A 17,390-nucleotide genomic window follows, 5' to 3' on the forward strand; every position below is an offset into this window, starting at 1 on the left:
GTGGGGGTCGGGTCGGTGCTGTTGCGTCGAGTCGGTGCCGTTACGTCGATGCCGTCACGTCGGGTCGGCGGCGTTACGTCGATGCCGTCACGTCGGGTCGGCGGCGTTACGTCGATGCCGTCCCGTCGCACCGGCGGCGTTACGTCGATGCCGTCCCGTCGCACCGGCGGCGTTACGTCGATGCCGTCCCGTCGAGTCGGTGCCGTCACGTCGTGCCGAGTGCGGTGTCGCGGGCCGCGCGGAAGGCGGGGTACGGGTCCTGGTCCGCGTACGACCAGGGCGACGGGGTGGCGTGTTCGCCGATGCGGTGGAACAGGGCCGCCGCCTCGGCGCCGCGCCCTTCGCAGACCTTGGCGTGGGCGAGGAAGTTCAGGTCGATCAGGCGGCGCGGGTGGCCTTCCTGCTCCCACTCCAGCCACCAGTCGAAAGCGGCCCGCATCACCTGCCGGGCCCGGCGGCCGGTCCAGTGCCCGGAGGAGACCGCCTCGCGGGGCTGCTGCCCGGCCGCCGCGAGGACGCGATAGCGCTCGGCATGGGCGATGACCGGGAGGACGGCGAGCGGGGAGTCGGCGGGGGCGCGTTCGGCGGCATCGTTGGCGAAGTCGTAGACCTCGTGGAGCGGGTCGGGACCGGCACCGGGGTGGCGCTCGGCGAGCCGGGCGACCATCAGGTGGTGGGCATGGTGGTGGTCGGCGTGCCGGGCGTGGACCTCGGCGAAGACGCGGCGCACCTCCTCCTCGGCGCCCAGGGCGCTCTCCAGCATGAGCAGGCCGAGCCAGGGGGTGGGGTCGGCGGGCGCGAGCGCGGCGGCGGTGTGGCAGGACTCGCGGGCACGGACCGGCTTCTCCTTGCCGCGCAGGGCGCGCTGGACCTGGGCGAGGGCGAGGAGGACGGCGGCGTCGACGGCGTCGGGTTCGGCGAGCAGCCAGTCACGGGTCCAGGGGGCGCAGTACGGCTCCTGGGAGAGGACGGTGACACGGTGCCCTCGGCGGTCCCAGTCGTCGCCGGTCCGGGCGAGCAGCGAGCGGGCCGCCTGCCACCTGCCCTGGGCGAGAGCGGTGCGGGCCGCGGCGAGCTCAGCGTCGTCGAGGGCCGCGTCGAAGGCGTGAGCTGCGCGCTTTCGACCGCGGCCGAGGGGTGGCGGAGGTGGGGACACCGTTTTGGGTTCTGTCGGGGGAAGTATGTGGACTGTCATCGCGTGATCACGCACAGCAAACCCGCAGCCAATGGTTCGCGTCAAGGGCCGTCACGGCGTTACACGCGTCAACTCCCGTTATTGGTGTGACAGTTGAGGCAATTGATCGGACCGAAATGTCAGAATTGTTCAGAGTGTGTGGCGTACGTCATGGCGCTGCCGCGGCAGGCGTCGCACGATTGCGGGACTGCGCACGCCGGGCTAGGGGCCGCTACAGTCGGCCCTTACGCACCCCGTCCCCCCGGCAGGATGATCGAGGTACGCAGCGTGTCGCTTCAGATTCTGATATTCGCCGTCACCGCTGCATGCTGCCTGGGCTTCGGCTTCGTACTGCAGCAGAACGCGGCACAGAAGGCGCCACTCAGCGACTTCCTCTCCCCCCGGATCCTCCTCGACCTGATGAAGGTGCCGCGCTGGCTGGGCGGTATCGGTCTGATGGTGGTCGGCATGGCGCTGGGCGCGATGGCGCTGGGCCAGGGCGAGATCTCCCTGGTGGAACCGCTGCTGGCGACGAACCTGCTGTTCGCGCTCATGCTCTCCCGCCGCCAGACCAAGCAGCCGCTGGGCCGCCAGGGCTGGACCGGCCTCGCGCTGCTCGCGGGCGGCGTGACGGCGTTCATCGTCGCCGGACAGCCGCAGGGCGGAACGGCGACCGACGACCCCCTGCGCCGCTGGCTGATCATCGGCGTCATGGTCGCACTGGCCCTGCTGCTCACGACGTACGCCAAGCGCTCACGGCTCAGCTCGGGCCCTGCGCTGCTGGCGACCGCCGCCGGTCTCCTCTACGGCGTGCAGGACGCCCTGACGCGCATGACCGGGCAGCGTTTCGCCGAGGGCGGCCTCACGGAGGTCCTGACCAGCTGGCAGCCGTACGCCGTGGTGGCGCTCGGCCTCACCGGGCTGATCCTGGTCCAGAGCGCGTTCGAGACCGCGTCCCTGCGCATGTCCCTGCCCGCCCTGACCGCGGCCCAGCCCCTGGCCGGCATCCTCTGCGGCGTGGGCTTCCTCGGCGACCGGCTCCGCACCGACGCGGGGGCGCTGGCGTGGGAGGCGGCCGGGCTCGCCGGCATCGTGGTGGGCATCATCATGCTCGGGACGCATGCGGCCATGCCGTGCGGCGCGACGCAGCCCCGGCGGGTGGCGGCGGCACTGCAGACGCCCTGACCGGTACGGGCGTGCAGACGCCGCCCTGACCGGCACGGCGCCGTCCTGCTTGGATGGACCCCATGAGCGCTGCTGACGAAATCCTCGACATCGTCGACGAGCAGGACCGGGTCACCGGCCACTCCCCGCGGGGCGAGGCCTACGCCAAGGGGCTGCGCCATCGCTGCGTCTTCATCGAGGCCCGGGATGCGCAGGGCCGCCTCTTCGTGCATCGCCGCACGCCCACCAAGCTGGTGTTCCCCTCGCGGTACGACATGTTCGTCGGCGGAGTCGTCGGCGCGGGCGAGTCCTACGACGACGCCGCTCTGCGTGAGGCCGAGGAGGAACTCGGGGTGAGCGGGCTGCCCCGCCCGTCGTACCTCTTCAAGTTCCTGTACGACGACGGCGCCGGGCAGACCTGGTGGTCGGCGGTGTACGAGGTGCGCTGCGAGCTGCCGGTGAGCCCGCAGGTGGAGGAGGTCGCCTGGTACGACTTCCTGCCCGAGGCCGAGGTGGAGCGGCGGCTGACGGAGTGGGCGTGGGTGCCGGACGGGCTCGCGGCGTACGAGCGGCTCAGGGCGTACCGGGCGGCCGGCTGACCTGCCTGCTGCAGCGGGCGGGCACTGACAGCGCCCCCTGACGGCCGTCCGGATAGGGTCGTTCATGTGATCGAGTTCGTACGAAACGTCCGGCTGTGGTTCGAACCCCAGCAGATCCGGCAGGAGGGCGGCACCCCCGACTACCGGTTCTCGCTGGCGAACGAGCGCACCTTCCTGGCCTGGCTGCGTACCGCGCTCGCCCTCATCGGCGGCGGCTTCGCGGTGGACCAGTTCCTGCCGGACCTGCGTTGGGGCTGGCGCGTCGGGCTGGCGCTCGCGCTGCTGGCGGCGGGCGTGCTGTGCTCGTTGCGCGCGGTCAATCACTGGGTGCGCTGCGAGCGGGCGATGCGCCGGGGCGAGGATCTGCCGGTGTCGCGGTTCCCGGCGGTACTGAGTCTGGTGGTCGCGGTCGTGGCCGTCGCGATGGTCGTCGTCGTGCTCGTCGGGTGGGAGGGATGAGCGCCGGGTCGGCCGCGGAGCCGGTGCGGGATCCGGGGCTGCAGCCCGAGCGGACGCGTCTGGCGTGGCGCCGTACGACACTGTCCGGCACCGTTGCCGCCGTACTCGCCATGAAGACCGCGCTGCACGGCGGGGTCTCGGTGCCCGGGATGGTCGTCTGCGCCCTGTGCTTCGGGCTGTGGCTGGCCTTCCTGACCCTGGCCCACCGCCGCATCCACGCCCTCGCCGCAGCGACCGAGCCCCCGGCACTCGCCCCCCGCCAGGCCACGACCACGACCCTGGTCACGGTCGCCCTGGCCGTGTGCGGCGTCGCCCTCCTCTTCTGAGAACGACCGCCCCCTCAGCCCGCCCCCAAAGGGTCCGCCATCTAAGCCCGCACCCACCCCAAGCCCCCTGCCCCCTACACCACCCCCTGCCACAACCCCTCCGGCGCCACCGCCTCCTCCTCCGTCTCCCAGTCCACCGTCACCACGATCTTGCCCCGGGTGCGGCCCTCCTGGTTGAGGCGGTGGGCGTCCGCCGTCCGTTCCAGGGGGAACGTTTCCGAAACATGCACGGACACGACCCCCTCCTCCGCCAGCTCGGTCAGCCGCAGCAGGTCCGCGGCGTCGGGGCGGACGAAGTAGTAGCGGCCGCCGTAGTCGAAGACGTCCGGGTCGGCGATCGACGCCAGGCGGCCCTCGGGGGCCAGGAGGTTGGCCGAGGACTTCAGCGCCTCGCCGCCGACCGTGTCGAACGCCGCGTCCACGCCCTCGGGGGCCAGGCCGCGCACCCGGTCAACCAGGCCGTCGCCGTACTCGACCGGCTCCCCGCCTAGGCCGCGCACGAAGTCGTGGTTGTGTGCGCTCGCCGTGCCGATGACCCGGGCGCCCAGATGCCGGGCGAGCTGGACGGCGATCGAGCCCACCCCGCCGGCCGCGGCGTGCACGAGGACGGTCTCGTCGCGCTTGACCTGGAGCACCTTGGTCAGGACCTGGTACGCCGTCAGCCCCACCAGTGGCAGACCCGCCGCCTCCTCCCAGGTGAGGTTGCGGGGCTTGCGCGCGAGGGTGCGGACGGGGGCCGCGACGTACTCGGCGAAGGTGCCGCGGGAGAGGAAGTCCTCGCGTACGTAGCCGATGACCTCGTCGCCGACCCCGAACTCCGTGACGGACACGCCCGGTTGGACCACGACGCCGGAGACGTCCCAGCCTGGGACCACCGGGAAGACCGGCTCCAGCAGCCGGTCCATGTAGCCCTCGCGGCACTTCCAGTCGACCGGGTTGACCGCGGCCGCCCGTACCTTGACCAGCACCGAGTCGGGGCCGACCCGTGGGTCGCGCACGTCCCCGTATGCGAGCTCATCGGGGCCGCCGTAGCGTGAGTAGCTGATGCCCTTCATGGGTTCGACCCTCCGGGCTGGCAGGACGCCACGCAAGCCCGAATGACCTGATATGCGCCGTTCGCGTGGCAGCCTGTCGACGTCACAACCCGCACCTTCGAAGGTGAGCACCATGACCACCCTGCACGTGGAACACCCCGCCCACTCGCACGCCCACGGCCCCGACTGCGGGCACACCGCGGTGCCGCACGGCGACCACACCGACTTCGCGCACGACGGCCACCTCCACCGTGAGCACGCGGGCCACTGGGACGAGTGCGAGACGGACGGGCACGTCGCACACGAAGGCCACTCCCATCGGCACGGAGCCGACTGCGGGCACGAGAGCGTCCTGCACGGCGACCACGTCGACTACGTCCACGACGGCCACCGGCACGCCGCGCACGACGGCCACTGGGACGACCACTGAGCTCGCACCCGTCCCGTACTGGCCGACATCGAGCCTTACTGGCCGAGAAGACACCACCGACAGCTCCCCGACGCATCGCGCGGGGAGCTGTCGGCCTATCGTGGCCCCGATCACGTTCGGCTCCCCCACTGGACTACATACCGACTGGTCGGCATCATGAGTCAGGTCTCGTTCACCTGCCTTCGTTCACCTGTCGTTAGGAGCGATGTATGAGCCCCGACCATCCGCCCGGTCTCGATCTCGACCGGCTGCGCGGCCTGCTCGAGCGCGAGCGGCCCGGTCTGGCGCACGGTCCGCTGACCGGCCGGCTGATCGAGGGCGGACGGTCGAACCTCACCTACGCGGTCTCCGACGGCACATCGAAGTGGGTCGTACGGCGGCCCCCGCTCGGCCATGTCCTGGCCACGGCGCACGACATGAAGCGCGAACACCGGGTGATCAGCGCGCTCCATCCGACGAACGTCCCCGTGCCGCGGCCGGTGCTGCTGTGCGAGGACGAGGAGGTGCTGGGGTCGCCGTTCTACGTCATGGAGTACGTCGAGGGCACCCCGTACCGCACCGCCGACCAGCTCGCCCCGCTCGGCCCGGCGCGCACCCGGGACGCGGTGCTGTCGCTGGTGGACACGCTCGTCGAGCTGCACGCGGTGGATCCCGCGGAGGTGGGGCTCGCGGACTTCGGCCGCCCCGAGGGCTTCCTGGACCGGCAACTGCGCCGCTGGGGCAAGCAGTTGGACGCCTCCCGCAACCGTGAGCTGGCCGGCATCGACGAGCTGCACGCGACGCTCGGACGGCGGCTGCCCGCCTCCCCCGCCGCGGCCGTCGTGCACGGCGACTACCGGCTGGACAACGTCCTGATCGGTGACGACGACCAGATCAAGGCGATCCTCGACTGGGAGATGTCGACCCTCGGCGACCCGCTCACCGACCTGGGCCTGCTGGTGATGTACAGCATGCCGCTGGGCATGGCGGACTCCCCGGTCTCCACGACCGCAGAGGCGGCCGGGCACCCCGCCCCCACCGAACTGATCGAGCGATACGCAGCCCGCTCGGGGCGCGACGTGTCCGCGGTCTCCTGGTACACGGCGTTCGCGTGGTTCAAGCTCGCCGTGATCCTGGAGGGCATCCACTACCGCTACACGCTTGGCCAGACGGTCGGCCGCGGCTTCGACCGCATCGGCGACCTGGTACCGGTCTTCATCGAGCACGGCCTGACCACTCTTCAAGACGGCATCCAGGAAGGCTGACGCACATGGACTTCGCGTTCGACGCACGCACCGAGGAGCTGCGTGGCAGGCTGCTGGCCTTCATGGACGAGTACGTCTATCCGGCCGAGCCGGTCGCGGAGGAGCAGCGGGCCGCGCTGGCGTCTCCGTGGGACACGCCGGCCGTGGTCGGGGAGCTCAAGGCCGAGGCGCGCAGGCAGGGCCTGTGGAACCTCTTCCTCCCCGACGCCGAGCACGGCGCCGGGCTCACCAACCTCCAGTACGCCCCGCTGGCCGAGATCACCGGCCGCTCCCCGCACTTGGCACCGACGGCGACGAACTGCGCGGCGCCCGACACGGGGAACATGGAGGTGCTGGCCCAGTTCGCCGACGAGCAGCAGAAGAAGCAGTGGCTGGAGCCGCTGCTGGCCGGTGAGATCCGCTCGGCGTTCGCGATGACCGAGCCGGATGTGGCCTCTTCCGACGCCACGAACATCACCACGCACATCGAGCGGGACGGCGACGAGTACGTCATCACGGGCCGCAAGTGGTACATCTCCGGGGCGATGAACCCGGACTGCAAGATCTTCATCGTGATGGGCAAGACGGACCCGGACGACGAGGACATCCGGCGTCAGCAGTCCATGGTGCTGGTGCCTCGTGACACCCCGGGCGTGACCGTCAAGCGCGCCATGCAGGTGTTCGGCTACGAGGACCACTCGCACGGCGGCCACGCCGAGGTGATCTTCGACCACGCGCGTGTGCCGGTGTCGAACCTGATCGGTGAGGAGGGCGGCGGCTTCGCCATCGCCCAGGCGCGGCTCGGTCCCGGCCGGATCCACCACTGTATGCGGCTGATCGGCATGGCCGAGCGGGCGATCGAGCTGATGTGCCGCCGGGCCGTGTCCCGTACGGCGTTCGGCAAGGCGCTGGCCCAGCAGGGCGTGGTGCACAACTGGATCGCCGACGCGCGGGTGACCGTCGAGCAGCTGCGGCTGCTGGTGCTGAAGACGGCCTGGCTGATGGACACCGTCGGCAACAAGGGCGCCCACACGGAGATCCAGTCCATCAAGATCGCCACGCCGCGTGCCGTCGTCGACATCATCGACCGGGCGATCCAGCTGCACGGCGCGGGCGGCGTCAGCCAGGACTTCCCGCTGGCGGAGCTGTACGCGAGCGCACGGACGCTGATGATCGCCGACGGGCCGGACGAGGTGCACCAGCGGTCGCTGGCGCGGCGGGAGTTGAAGAAGTACCTGTAACGGGACGTGTGTAAGGGGCGGCCGCATGAGCGGCCGCCCCTTACACATGTCCGGTTACACATGCTCCGGCATACGGTGGTTACGGCCGCAGCGCTCGCAACAGCAGGTCCGCCAGCTGGTCGGCGACCTCCTGGGGGCTCATCGGGCCGTCGGGCCGGTACCAGGTCGACAGATGGTGGACGGACCCGAAGTGGTAGTCCACCACCAGGTCGGCCGGGGTCGCCTTGGAGAAGACGCCCGACTCCTGGCCCTCCTCGATGAGCGCGCGGAAGCGTTCGTGGTAGCGCCGGCGCTCGGCGCGCACCTGCTTGTTCTTCTCCGGGCTCAGGTGGTGCATGGAGCGGAAGAAGATCATCGCGTCGTCGAGGTTCGCGATGGTCGTCACCACGACGTCCGCCGCCGCGCCCCGCAACCGCTTCTCGATGGGCTCGTCGGCGTCCGCGTAGGCGTCCAGCCGCTCCTGCTGAACGCGCAGCACGCGCGCGTACACCTCGTGCAGAAGGTCGTCCTTGGAGCCGAAGTAGTGGTACAGCGCCCCCTTGGTGACGCCTGCCGCCTCCACGATCTCCTGCACCGAGGTGCGATCGTAGCCCTGCTCGGCGAAGAGCCGGGTGGCGGCGGCGAGCAGCCGCTGGGGGACGGGCGTACCGTCTCCGTCCGTCGTCCTGGCCACTGTTGCCGCCACCTGCCCTTCCGAGATGTCTGCCTGTTGTCTAGACGTCGTTCACGCGGGAACGAAGCTCCCGACGGAGGATCTTCCCACTGGCCGTCTTGGGCAAGTCGGGCAGGATCTCCACCTGCCGGGGATATTTGTAGGCGGCCAGTCTCTCCTTGCAGTACGCGGCGAGTGCGTCGGGGTCCGTTTCCGCACCCGGACGGAGGCTGATGTACGCCTTGACGGTCTCCCCGCGGTACCCGTCGGGCACGCCGACGACGGCCGCCTCGCGCACCGCCGGGTGCGTGTAGAGCACGTCCTCGACCTCGCGCGGCCACACCTTGAAGCCGGACGCGTTGATCATGTCCTTCTTGCGGTCGACGACGTACAGCCAGCCCTCGGCGTCCATGAAGCCGATGTCGCCGGTACGCAGCTCGCCGTCGGGGAAGGTCTCGGCGGTGGCGTCGGGCCGCCGCCAGTAGCCAGGGATGACCTGCGGCCCTCGCACCAGGATCTCGCCCTGCTCGCCGAACGGCACCTCGGCGCCCTGGTCGTCGACGATCCGTACGACCGTCTCGGGCCCCGGGAGCCCCACGGCGAGCGTCCCGGAGACCGGGTCGACGGGGGCCTCCAGGCCGGGCGGGACGGAGGCGCAGGGGGCAGTGCACTCGGTGAGGCCGTAGCCGTTGCGGATGTACGGCCCGAGGCCGGCCCGGAACTTCTCCACCAGGGCGGGCGGCAGCGGGGCGCCGCCGGAGGAGATCATCCGGAAGGAGGCGAAGTGGTCGCGGGTGACGTCCGGGTGGGCGGCCAGCGCCATGAAGGCGGTCGACGGGCCGACGGTGTAGTGCGGCCCGTGCTCGGCGAACGCGTCCAGCACGACACCCGCCTCGAAGCGGTACGCCAGCACGAGCGTCCCCGCGCTGTCGAGGCAGGCACCGAGCTGGCAGACCATCCCGGTGATGTGGAAGAGCGGCGCCAGCGCGAAGTAGACGGGCGCCTCGGGCAGCTCAAGCCCGGTGCGCTGCCGCTCGGCGTTGTACATGATGTTGCCGTGCGTGTTGGTGGCACCCTTGGGCGCGCCACTGGTGCCCGAGGTGTAGCTGATCAGCGCGATGTCGGACGGGCCGAGGTCGCGCCCTTCCGGCGCCTTGTGCCCGCTGCGGGCGACCGCCGCAAGGTCGCCGGCGTCCTCGGCCTGCGGGAGCCGCTCGAAGGACAGCACGCGCGCGTCGTCGCGAGTCTGGAAATCCAACTCGCACCCGGTGAGCACGATCCGCACCGGCGAGTCGGCCGCCGTCTCGCGCAGATACGACGCCCAGGCCCGGTCGGAACAGATCAGCGCGGCCACCTCGCCGTCCCGCAGGACATGGGTGACCTCCCCCGACTTGTACATCGGGTTGACGGGCACGACGACCGCCCCCGCCTTCCAGGCGCCGAGCAGGGCGAGCACGAAGTGCGGGGAGTTCTGCAGCAGGATCGCCACCCGGTCGCCGCGCTCCAGACCGCGGGCGGCGAGGTGCCCGGCGACGGAGTCGCTGAGCTCGTCGACCTCGCGGTAGGTCAGGCGGCCGTCGAAGTAGGCGAGGAAGACGCTCTCCGGGGTCTCCGCGGCGACGCGGCGCAGGGCGTGCACGAGGGAGTCGTCGGGGGCTATCGGCGCGCGCTGGGCGTCGGTGAGCAGGGCCAGCCACGGCTTGGCGGAGTAGCGGGAGGTGTCGGTCACAGGCTTGCCTCCCACTTCTGCTGGAGGTGGTTCATGTTGCCCAGCCAGCGGTCGGGCTCGGCGGCCCGCGCCTGGTAGTACCCGGCGACCTCGGGATGCGGCAGGATCAGGAACCGGTCCTCCTCCATGCCCTTGAACAGGGCGTCCGCCACGTCCTCCGGCGCGATGGCGGTGGGCTTCAGCACCAGGTCCCCCGCGCTGCCGGTGGCGTCCAGCATGTCGGTGCGCACACCCTGCGGGCAGATGGCGTGGACCTTGAGGCCGCGGTGCCGGTACGTCAGCGACAGGTACTCGGCGAAGGCGTACGCGCCGTGCTTGGTGACGGCGTAGGGCGCGGCGCCGATCATGGTGAGCAGCCCGGCGGCGGAGACGGTGGAGACGAACCGCCCGCTGCCCCGCTCCAGCCACTGCGGGAGCAGCTCATGGGCGGCACGCACGTGTGCCATGACGTTGACGTCCCAGGACAGCGACCAGGCCTTGTCATCGGCGAGATCGGCGAGGTCCGGCCCGCCGAAGGCGACACCCGCGTTGGCGCAGTAGACATCGACGGAACCCCCGAGCGCGTCCCGGGCGTCGGCGACGACGGCGGACGCGTCACCGGGAACGGCGATGCCGCCGATCTCACCGGCGACCGCCTCGGCCTTCCCGGCATCCAGGTCATTGACGACGACCCGGGCCCCCTCAGCGGCAAAGCGCCGGGCAAGGGCCGCCCCGATGCCACCCCCAGCCCCGGTAACGACGACTCCGGCACCCTGAACGGCTTCCACCATCGGTCTCCTTCGACTGCGGCTCTCCTGCGAGGCCCAGACTAACCGGTCGGTATGTGACAGGGAAGGGCGACGGCAACGCCCCTAAGGGGCGCGGGGAACTGCGCGACAAGCCACAGACAACCCGCACCTTCCCCCCAACCTGCGGGAGCAATACCGTGCCCCCCATGCGCCTATCCAGACGAGCTCTCCTCGCAGCGACAACGGCAGCAGCAGCCGTCCCTTCGGCAGCGTCGGCATCCGAGCGCCACAGGCAATCGCGCACCGGCTTCGAGCGACTCGCAGCCGACGGTTACTCGATCCTCGAAGGCCAGAAGGTCGGAATCGTCACCAACCCCACCGGCGTGACCCGAGACGTCCGCCACATCGTAGACGTCATGCACACCGACGAAAGGGTGAACCTAGGGGCCGTCTTCGGCCCAGAACACGGCTTCCGGGGCACCGCCCAGGCCGGCGGCTCCGAAGGCCGCTACGACGACCCGGCGACCGGCCTGCCGGTCTACGACACGTACCTGAAGAGCGGCCGCCCCCTCGCGGACATCTTCACCACCTCCGGCGTCGACACCGTCGTCTTCGACATCCAGGACGTGGGCGCCCGCTTCTACACCTACATCTGGACCCTCTACGACTGCATGGAGGCGGCCCAGCTGGCGGGCAGACGCTTCGTGGTCCTGGACCGCCCGAACCCGGTGACCGGACGCGCGGCCCAAGGCCCCGTACTCCACAAGGAGTTCGCGACCTTCGTGGGCCGTCAGCCCATCTCGCAGGCGCACGGCATGACGGTCGCCGAGCTGGCGCGGCTGTTCAACGAGGAGTTCCTCACCACCCCGGTCGCCCTGGAGACCGTACGGATGACGGGCTGGCGGCGGTCCGACTTCTTCGACGCCTCGGGCCTGCCCTGGGTGCCGCCGAGCCCGAACATGCCGACTCCGGACACGGCGCTGGTGTACTCCGGCACCTGTCTCTTCGAGGGCACGAACCTCTCGGAGGGACGCGGCACCACCCGCCCCTTCGAACTGCTGGGCGCGGAGGGCATCGACGGACGCTGGGCGGCGACGGCGAACGAACTCGCCCTGCCCGGCGTGCACTTCAGGGAGGCGTACTTCGCGCCCACGTTCTCGAAGTTCCAGGGCAAGACCATCGGCGGCGTCCAGGTCCACGTCCACGATCGCGCCGCGTACGACCCCGTCCGTACCGGAATCGCCCTGCTGGTGACCGCCAAGAGGGCCTGGAGCGGCTTCGCCTGGCGCGCCGACAACTGGATCGACAAGCTCACCGGTTCCACCCAGGTGCGCACGATGATCGACGCGGGTGCGAGCGCCGACGAGGTGGTGGCGGGCTGGCAGCAGGAGCTGGCGGCGTTCCGGCGGATGCGCAGGGAGTACCTGCTGTACAAATAAGCGCCCCACTGATGGGTGACGATGTCTGGCCTTTCCCGCCCGGTAGCAGGACGATGCGCCCGTATCGCACCACTTCGGGGGACGAGGGGGCCTGTCATGGCGGATCCGGCAGTGAGCGTGACTCCCTACTGGGAGCTGACCTTCGACGCGGACGGGGATCCGGACGCCGGCAGGCGGGACCGGCTGCTGGCCGGCGTGGCGCGGCACGACGTCCGTGATCTGATCGTCTTCACACACGGCTGGAACAGCGACCGCTCGGGCGCGACCCGGCTCTATGACGGCTTCTTCGCCCCGATCCCTCGGCTCGCCCCGGCGGCGAAGATCGGGTACGTGGGCGTGGTCTGGCCGTCGATGCGGTTCTCGGACGAGCCGATCCCCAACTTTCCGCGGGCCGTGGCGGCCGAGATGCCCCGTCGGCCGGTGCTCGACAAGGACACGCGGCACGCCCTGCTGGAGACCTTCCCGGGGCGCGCGACCGTGATCGACCAGATCGCGCGGCTGTTGGACCAGCAGCCGCGTGAGGAGGCCGAGTTGGAGGAGTTCGGGCGGCTGGTGCGGATGCTGGTGGACGTCGTCCCGCCGGGTCCGCAGGCGCTGTTCGCGGCGGACACGCTGTGCGAAGGGGCGCCGCAGGACTCGCCGGACATGTTCTCGGGATCCGTCGCGGCGGTGTGCGAGGAGTTCGCGCGGGCGCTGACGCTTCTCGAAGCGCCCGAAGGGGCGCCGGACGGTGCCCCCGACGGAGCCCCGTCCGCAGAGGCCTCCTTCTCGTTGCCGAACCCTTGGGAGGGCGCGCACGAGCTGCTGCGGCAGGCGACGTACTACGCCATGAAGCGGCGCGCGGGGACGGTCGGTGAGCGCGGTCTCGGCCGGGTGATCGGGCAACTGGCCGCGCGGGAGCCCGAGGTGCGGGTGCATCTCGTCGGGCACAGCTTCGGCGCACGGCTGGTGTCGTTCGCGTTGCGCGGGCTGCCGAAGGGGGTGCGCACGGTGAAGTCGGTGACGCTGCTCCAAGGCGCCTTCTCGCACTATGCGTTCGCGTCCCGGCTGCCGCACGACGCCCGCGCCGGCGGGGTGCTTGAGGGCCAGCACAACCGTATCGACGGACCGCTGGTGTGCTGTTACTCGCGGCACGACTCGGCCCTGTCCACGATGTATCCGCTGGCCTCCCGCATGGCAGGGGACGCGCGCGGGATCGCGGCCCTGGACGTCGGCCGGATGCTGGGCGACAAGTGGGGTGCGATGGGGCACGACGGGGTGCAGGCGGTGCCGGGGACGAAGTCACTGAAGCTGGCCGACGCACTGAAAGGGAAGCTGCCCACCTCGGGATGCGTGAACATCGACGCGGCGGCGGTCGTCAAGCGGGGCGGGGCGCCGGCGGGGGCGCACAGCGACATCGTGCACCGGGAGCTGGCGCAGGTGGTGCTGGCGGCGGGCCGCATCAAGTGACCCGCCGCCAGCAACCAGTTCAACCCTATTTGTCCTGCATACTCCGTCTATCCCGTCAGCGATGTGACGTGAACTCCACGACCTGCTGATACGTCGGCCGGTTCTGCCAGCTGATCTTGCCGTGCTTGATGCCGCCCAGGGTGCGCTGGGCGATCGAGTCGGCGCACCACTGGTCGCCTGCCGAGCACTGGTCGTCGCCGGGGTAGACCTGGGCGGCGGTCTTGCCCGCCGCCTCCTTCAAGGTGCTGATCAGGATGTCCCGGCAGGCGCTGAGGCTGCCGCCGCCGCAGTACTCGCGGTCGAGCGGGCCCTGCACGGACTCGCCGAGCACGGACCGGATGTCCTTGTCGACATAGCTCCACCAGCCGTACTGGAAGGAGCTTCCGGCGTGCGAGCCGGTCGGGCCGTGCCCGGCGAACGGGGACTCGTCGATGGGCAGGTTGTCCGTCATCGCGGCGTACAGCTCACTGCCGAGGCCCGGTTCGAACTCCGCCTTGACCAGCAGCGGCCACCACGCGTCCAGGATGCGGATCGCGTCGGCGTTGGCGTACGTCTTCGAACCGGCGGACGTCTCGGTGCGCTTGGCGCCCGCCGACAGCCACGTCTGGAGCTTGCTCACCGCCGCCGCGGCCGTCGAGTCGGTCACCGTGGAGCTGCCCACGACCTTGAGCAGGTCCGGCACCACGTCCTCGGCCCGCAGGTCGGCCAGGCCCGCGTCGGCCATCGCCTTCACCAGCGAGGCCCGGGTCACGCCGCCCGCGGCGACCAGCTTCTTCACCCGGTTCTCCAGCAGGTTGCCGCGGTGGACCGAGCCGTCGCCCCAGGGGGCGGTCGTGTAGTCCTTGGCCTGCTTGTTGTTCCAGGAGATGTAGTAGTCCTGGTCGATGGAGTTGGGGTGCTCGGACGGCGGGGTGTACTGCGCGGTGTTCGTCGCCGGGTCCCAGCCCCGCCACTCGTACGCCGACTGCGCCCAGACCGGGAACTCCGCGTCGACGCCGGTCGCCCGGACCGGGTTGTCGCCGCTGTTGTAGTAGGCGGTGTGCTCGGAGTCGACGTAGAACCAGTTGAACGTGTAGTTGATGTGCTGCACCGCCTTCTGGAAGTCCGCCGGGCCCTTGACGTAGTCCGGGTCGTTCAGCATCTGGAAGCCGATGATCGAGTCGGCCTCGTGCATGAAGGACGAGCGCAGGGTGGTGTAGGCGACCTTCTTGCCGCCGACGGTCGCGCGGTGGGTGACGGGGCCGTACTTCGTGCGCCAGACCCGCATCGTGTACGAGCCCTCGGGGGTGCTGTCGGCGGTGGTCGGCTTCCAGGCGTTCTTCTGCTCGATCTTCTCCATCGCGGTGCAGGTGCCGCGGTAGAGGTAGTGGTAGTCGTCCTGGCACAGCTCGACGGCGTAGGTGTCGATGATGTCCTGGCCGGAGGTCGTGGCGCTCCACGAGTAGTCCTGGCCCCGGCCGAGCTCGACGTACATGCTCAGGCCGGCGAAGGAGGCGCCGCGCGCGCTGATGCCCGGGCCCTGGATCTCCTGGAGCAGGAGGAGCTGGGGCGCGAAGTAGCCGGTCTGCGGGCCGAAGACGGCGACCGGGTGGCCGCTCGCGGTGTGCTCGCCGCTCACCACAAGGGCGTTGGACATGCCCCGCTTGGCCGAGCTCGTGGCGGTTCGTGCCGCCGTGGTGGAAGCGCTGGTCGCGGCGGAGCCGGCCGCGCTGCCCGTACGGTCGTGGACGAGCTGTTCCTCGGTCACCGAGCCGGCGTCGGGCAGGGCCTCGCCCTGCGGGTCGGCGGGCTTGCCGGCGTACGGGAAGCTCTTGTCGTGGACGGTGACGACCGCTTCGGGGTCGTTGCGTTCGCGGAACGACTCCCACAGCCTCGTGCCCTCGGCCACGCCGTACTTCTCCTGGGCGGCCAGCAGGGAGATCGCGTTGTTGACCTCGCCGCCGCCTCCGGAGCCGAACAGGGCGCCGATGACGGAGCCCAGCGCGACCATGTCGGTGATCTTGAAGTGTTCGATCGTGCCGGCGTTGGTGACGGAGTCCTTGTGGCCGGTCAGGACGTACTCGCCGGGGAAGTAGCGGCCGCTGTCGGAGGCGTCGATGTAGGCGTTGATGCCGTCGAGGTAGGCCGTGGCGTCGGCGAGGGCCAGTTGCCCGCGTTCGCCGTTGTTGGCGACCGCGTTGTCGATCTGGGCCTGCAGATCGGCCTCGGTGTACGGGGCGTGGCGCCAGAACTGCTGCTCCAGGCCCTGGTTGGAGGCCGCGCCGCCCGCGAACGAGGTCAGCTGTCCGCGTCCGACGTGCCGGAAGACGTCCATGAGCCACAGCCGGTCCTGGGCGGCCGCATAGCCGGCGCCGAACTCCGTGCCGTACCTGGTGGTACCGGTGATGTGCGGCACACCCGTCTTCTTGTCACGGACGATCGTCACGTCGCTGCGTCCGGCGGGGTTCACGGTGGAGGCGACTTGGTCGGAGGGAACGCCGAACGAGGCGTCGTTGAAGAAGGTGTTGATCGTCGCGTTGGTGAGGCCGGTGTGACCGGTGGCCAGGTTGGCGTAGGGGCCCAGCTGGTCGGAGGCATGCTCCGGCATGGTTCCGAAGGCCTGGTTGACCAGGATCTGGGCGAGGGTGGCGTTGCCGTTCTGGCCCGGCGGCAGGATGTCGGAGCACTGGTTCCCGCAGTAGTCGTTCGCGGCCGTGACCTCGGCCGCCGCCTCGGGCGCGGCCACCGCTTGGGAAAGAGGTGACAAAAGACCGGCAATCAGCGCGCATACGGATGCGGTCTTCAGGAACCCGGGGAATCCGCCGGGAGTTCTCAGTCTGGACAAGGCGTTTCGGGGGATACGCCGTGGCATGGCAGCTCCTACCGACGAGGGTGGGCCGAGAGTGTTACCGGCGGTATCCCCGGGATTGAAGATGAACATGCGTCACTTTTTGGAGTCACCAGGGCTCGCTATGGAGGTCATCGGAAATCGGATGGAGCCGAATCGCTTGTCGATACGTCTATTCGTCAACGTCGCGCGAAGTCCGTGCGGCGACGCCGAAGTGACCGAAGTACAGGTGCAGGTGTGACGGAGGTGCAGGGCGATGGCCGGTTTCCGGAGTCTGGCGAGACAGGTGCGAGATACGCGGTGCGATCTGGCGCTACGGCGCTACTCGCTGCGTAAGTGCCTGGAGCGGTTCGCTCCTTACGGGCACAGGGCGACCTGGGACCACTTGTGCTCCCAGGCGGGATTCGGTCCGGAGGACCGGTCCCCCGATCCAGCGCGGCTCGTGGCCGCGTTGGACGAGCTGGAAGAGGCGCGTTCGGTCTGGCTGGCCTATGAGGTCGAGTTCGCCGAGCGGCGCAAGAGGGAAAAGCACGACGGACTGCGCAGGCCGGGCAGTGTGGACGACTGGCACCGGCTGACCTGGGGCGGTTTCGGAGTCGCCTGGTGCGACGACCCACGGGTCCACCCGAACGAACCGATGGCCGAGGTGCTGCGCCGACTGATCTCCGCGCTGGAGCGCGATCCGGGTTCGGAGTGCCCGGCGTGCGGCGGGGAGCGGCTGATCTGGAAGTACGACCTGGCCCATGAACCGTCGTCGGGCCCGGTCTGCACGGACTGCGGCATCGTGGTGCCGCGTCCGGTCCTCACGCCCGAAGCGCTGGCTGCATCACGGCGCGAACGGCGGCTGCTCATGTCCGCCTAGTACGACGGGGGTGCGCCGGGGATGCCGCACCCCCTCCTGCCGACCATGTGTTGC

The 17,390-nt window shown here is 70.4% G+C and carries 16 protein-coding genes; 10 read left to right on the plus strand and 6 right to left on the minus strand.

Annotated elements, in window-relative coordinates; all coding sequences use genetic code 11:
• Positions 1 to 205: 205 nt before the first annotated feature.
• Positions 206 to 1,156 carry a hypothetical protein gene (locus tag ACIA8X_RS22755; protein ID WP_399458967.1) on the minus strand — a complete coding sequence of 317 codons (951 nt, stop codon included), beginning with the start codon at positions 1,154 to 1,156 and terminating at the stop codon, positions 206 to 208.
• A gap of 306 nt (positions 1,157 to 1,462) precedes the next feature.
• On the opposite strand from ACIA8X_RS22755, the gene ACIA8X_RS22760 reads away from it, so the two are divergent.
• The 4 genes from ACIA8X_RS22760 (at position 1,463) to ACIA8X_RS22775 (ending at position 3,722) form a co-directional block, all read left to right on the plus strand.
• Positions 1,463 to 2,359 carry a DMT family transporter gene (locus tag ACIA8X_RS22760; RefSeq protein WP_399458968.1) on the plus strand — a complete coding sequence of 299 codons (897 nt, stop codon included), beginning with the start codon at positions 1,463 to 1,465 and terminating at the stop codon, positions 2,357 to 2,359.
• A 62-nt stretch (positions 2,360 to 2,421) separates the two neighbouring features.
• Complete coding sequence (locus tag ACIA8X_RS22765; RefSeq protein WP_399458969.1) at positions 2,422 to 2,937, plus strand: NUDIX hydrolase; 516 nt, start codon at positions 2,422 to 2,424, stop codon at positions 2,935 to 2,937.
• 66 nt (positions 2,938 to 3,003) lie between these two features.
• Positions 3,004 to 3,396, plus strand: a complete 393-nt coding sequence (locus ACIA8X_RS22770) for a YidH family protein (RefSeq protein WP_093911039.1) — start codon at positions 3,004 to 3,006, stop codon at positions 3,394 to 3,396.
• Complete coding sequence (locus ACIA8X_RS22775; protein WP_393457832.1) at positions 3,393 to 3,722, plus strand: DUF202 domain-containing protein; 330 nt, start codon at positions 3,393 to 3,395, stop codon at positions 3,720 to 3,722. The genes ACIA8X_RS22770 and ACIA8X_RS22775 overlap by 4 nt, the downstream gene beginning before the upstream one ends.
• A 74-nt stretch (positions 3,723 to 3,796) precedes the next feature.
• Here the strand turns inward: ACIA8X_RS22775 and ACIA8X_RS22780 are convergent, their stop codons facing one another.
• Positions 3,797 to 4,777 carry an NADP-dependent oxidoreductase gene (locus tag ACIA8X_RS22780; RefSeq protein ID WP_399458970.1) on the minus strand — a complete coding sequence of 327 codons (981 nt, stop codon included), beginning with the start codon at positions 4,775 to 4,777 and terminating at the stop codon, positions 3,797 to 3,799.
• A 112-nt stretch (positions 4,778 to 4,889) separates the two neighbouring features.
• Between ACIA8X_RS22780 and ACIA8X_RS22785 the strand changes: the two genes are divergently transcribed.
• The 3 genes from ACIA8X_RS22785 to ACIA8X_RS22795 all read left to right on the plus strand — a co-directional run bounded on the left by ACIA8X_RS22785 (position 4,890) and on the right by ACIA8X_RS22795 (position 7,650).
• On the plus strand, positions 4,890 to 5,186 hold the full coding sequence (locus tag ACIA8X_RS22785) for a hypothetical protein (RefSeq protein WP_393457838.1): 297 nt from the start codon (positions 4,890 to 4,892) through the stop codon (positions 5,184 to 5,186).
• A gap of 209 nt (positions 5,187 to 5,395) precedes the next feature.
• Positions 5,396 to 6,430, plus strand: a complete 1,035-nt coding sequence (locus ACIA8X_RS22790) for a phosphotransferase family protein (protein WP_399458971.1) — start codon at positions 5,396 to 5,398, stop codon at positions 6,428 to 6,430.
• A 5-nt stretch (positions 6,431 to 6,435) separates the two neighbouring features.
• Positions 6,436 to 7,650, plus strand: coding sequence for an acyl-CoA dehydrogenase family protein (locus tag ACIA8X_RS22795; RefSeq protein WP_393457844.1), 1,215 nt, complete (start codon positions 6,436 to 6,438; stop codon positions 7,648 to 7,650).
• Positions 7,651 to 7,729: 79 nt separating this feature from the next.
• Here the strand turns inward: ACIA8X_RS22795 and ACIA8X_RS22800 are convergent, their stop codons facing one another.
• Genes ACIA8X_RS22800 through ACIA8X_RS22810 form a run of 3 tightly spaced genes read right to left on the minus strand, consistent with a single transcriptional unit; the run spans position 7,730 to position 10,801 of the window.
• A complete protein-coding gene (locus tag ACIA8X_RS22800; RefSeq protein WP_393457847.1) occupies positions 7,730 to 8,323 on the minus strand; it encodes a TetR/AcrR family transcriptional regulator in 594 nt (197 codons plus the stop codon).
• Between the two features lie 40 nt (positions 8,324 to 8,363).
• Complete coding sequence (locus ACIA8X_RS22805; RefSeq protein WP_393457850.1) at positions 8,364 to 10,031, minus strand: class I adenylate-forming enzyme family protein; 1,668 nt, start codon at positions 10,029 to 10,031, stop codon at positions 8,364 to 8,366.
• A complete protein-coding gene (locus ACIA8X_RS22810; protein ID WP_393457853.1) occupies positions 10,028 to 10,801 on the minus strand; it encodes an SDR family oxidoreductase in 774 nt (257 codons plus the stop codon). Before ACIA8X_RS22810 ends, ACIA8X_RS22805 begins: the two co-directional genes overlap by 4 nt.
• Before the next feature lie 164 nt (positions 10,802 to 10,965).
• Between ACIA8X_RS22810 and ACIA8X_RS22815 the strand changes: the two genes are divergently transcribed.
• Both ACIA8X_RS22815 and ACIA8X_RS22820 read left to right on the plus strand, forming a co-directional pair.
• Complete coding sequence (locus ACIA8X_RS22815; RefSeq protein ID WP_399458972.1) at positions 10,966 to 12,198, plus strand: exo-beta-N-acetylmuramidase NamZ domain-containing protein; 1,233 nt, start codon at positions 10,966 to 10,968, stop codon at positions 12,196 to 12,198.
• 96 nt (positions 12,199 to 12,294) lie between these two features.
• Positions 12,295 to 13,647, plus strand: a complete 1,353-nt coding sequence (locus ACIA8X_RS22820; RefSeq protein ID WP_399458973.1) for a serine-threonine protein kinase — start codon at positions 12,295 to 12,297, stop codon at positions 13,645 to 13,647.
• A 55-nt stretch (positions 13,648 to 13,702) separates the two neighbouring features.
• Here the strand turns inward: ACIA8X_RS22820 and ACIA8X_RS22825 are convergent, their stop codons facing one another.
• Positions 13,703 to 16,498 carry a penicillin acylase family protein gene (locus ACIA8X_RS22825; RefSeq protein ID WP_399458974.1) on the minus strand — a complete coding sequence of 932 codons (2,796 nt, stop codon included), beginning with the start codon at positions 16,496 to 16,498 and terminating at the stop codon, positions 13,703 to 13,705.
• A gap of 232 nt (positions 16,499 to 16,730) precedes the next feature.
• Between ACIA8X_RS22825 and ACIA8X_RS22830 the strand changes: the two genes are divergently transcribed.
• Entirely contained in the window at positions 16,731 to 17,336 is a 606-nt protein-coding gene (locus ACIA8X_RS22830) for a hypothetical protein (protein ID WP_399458975.1), read from the plus strand.
• The last annotated feature ends 54 nt before the right edge of the window (positions 17,337 to 17,390 follow it).

This window comes from Streptomyces sp. NPDC051738, from assembly GCF_044453205.1.
Classification (GTDB): Bacteria; Actinomycetota; Actinomycetes; order Streptomycetales; family Streptomycetaceae; genus Streptomyces.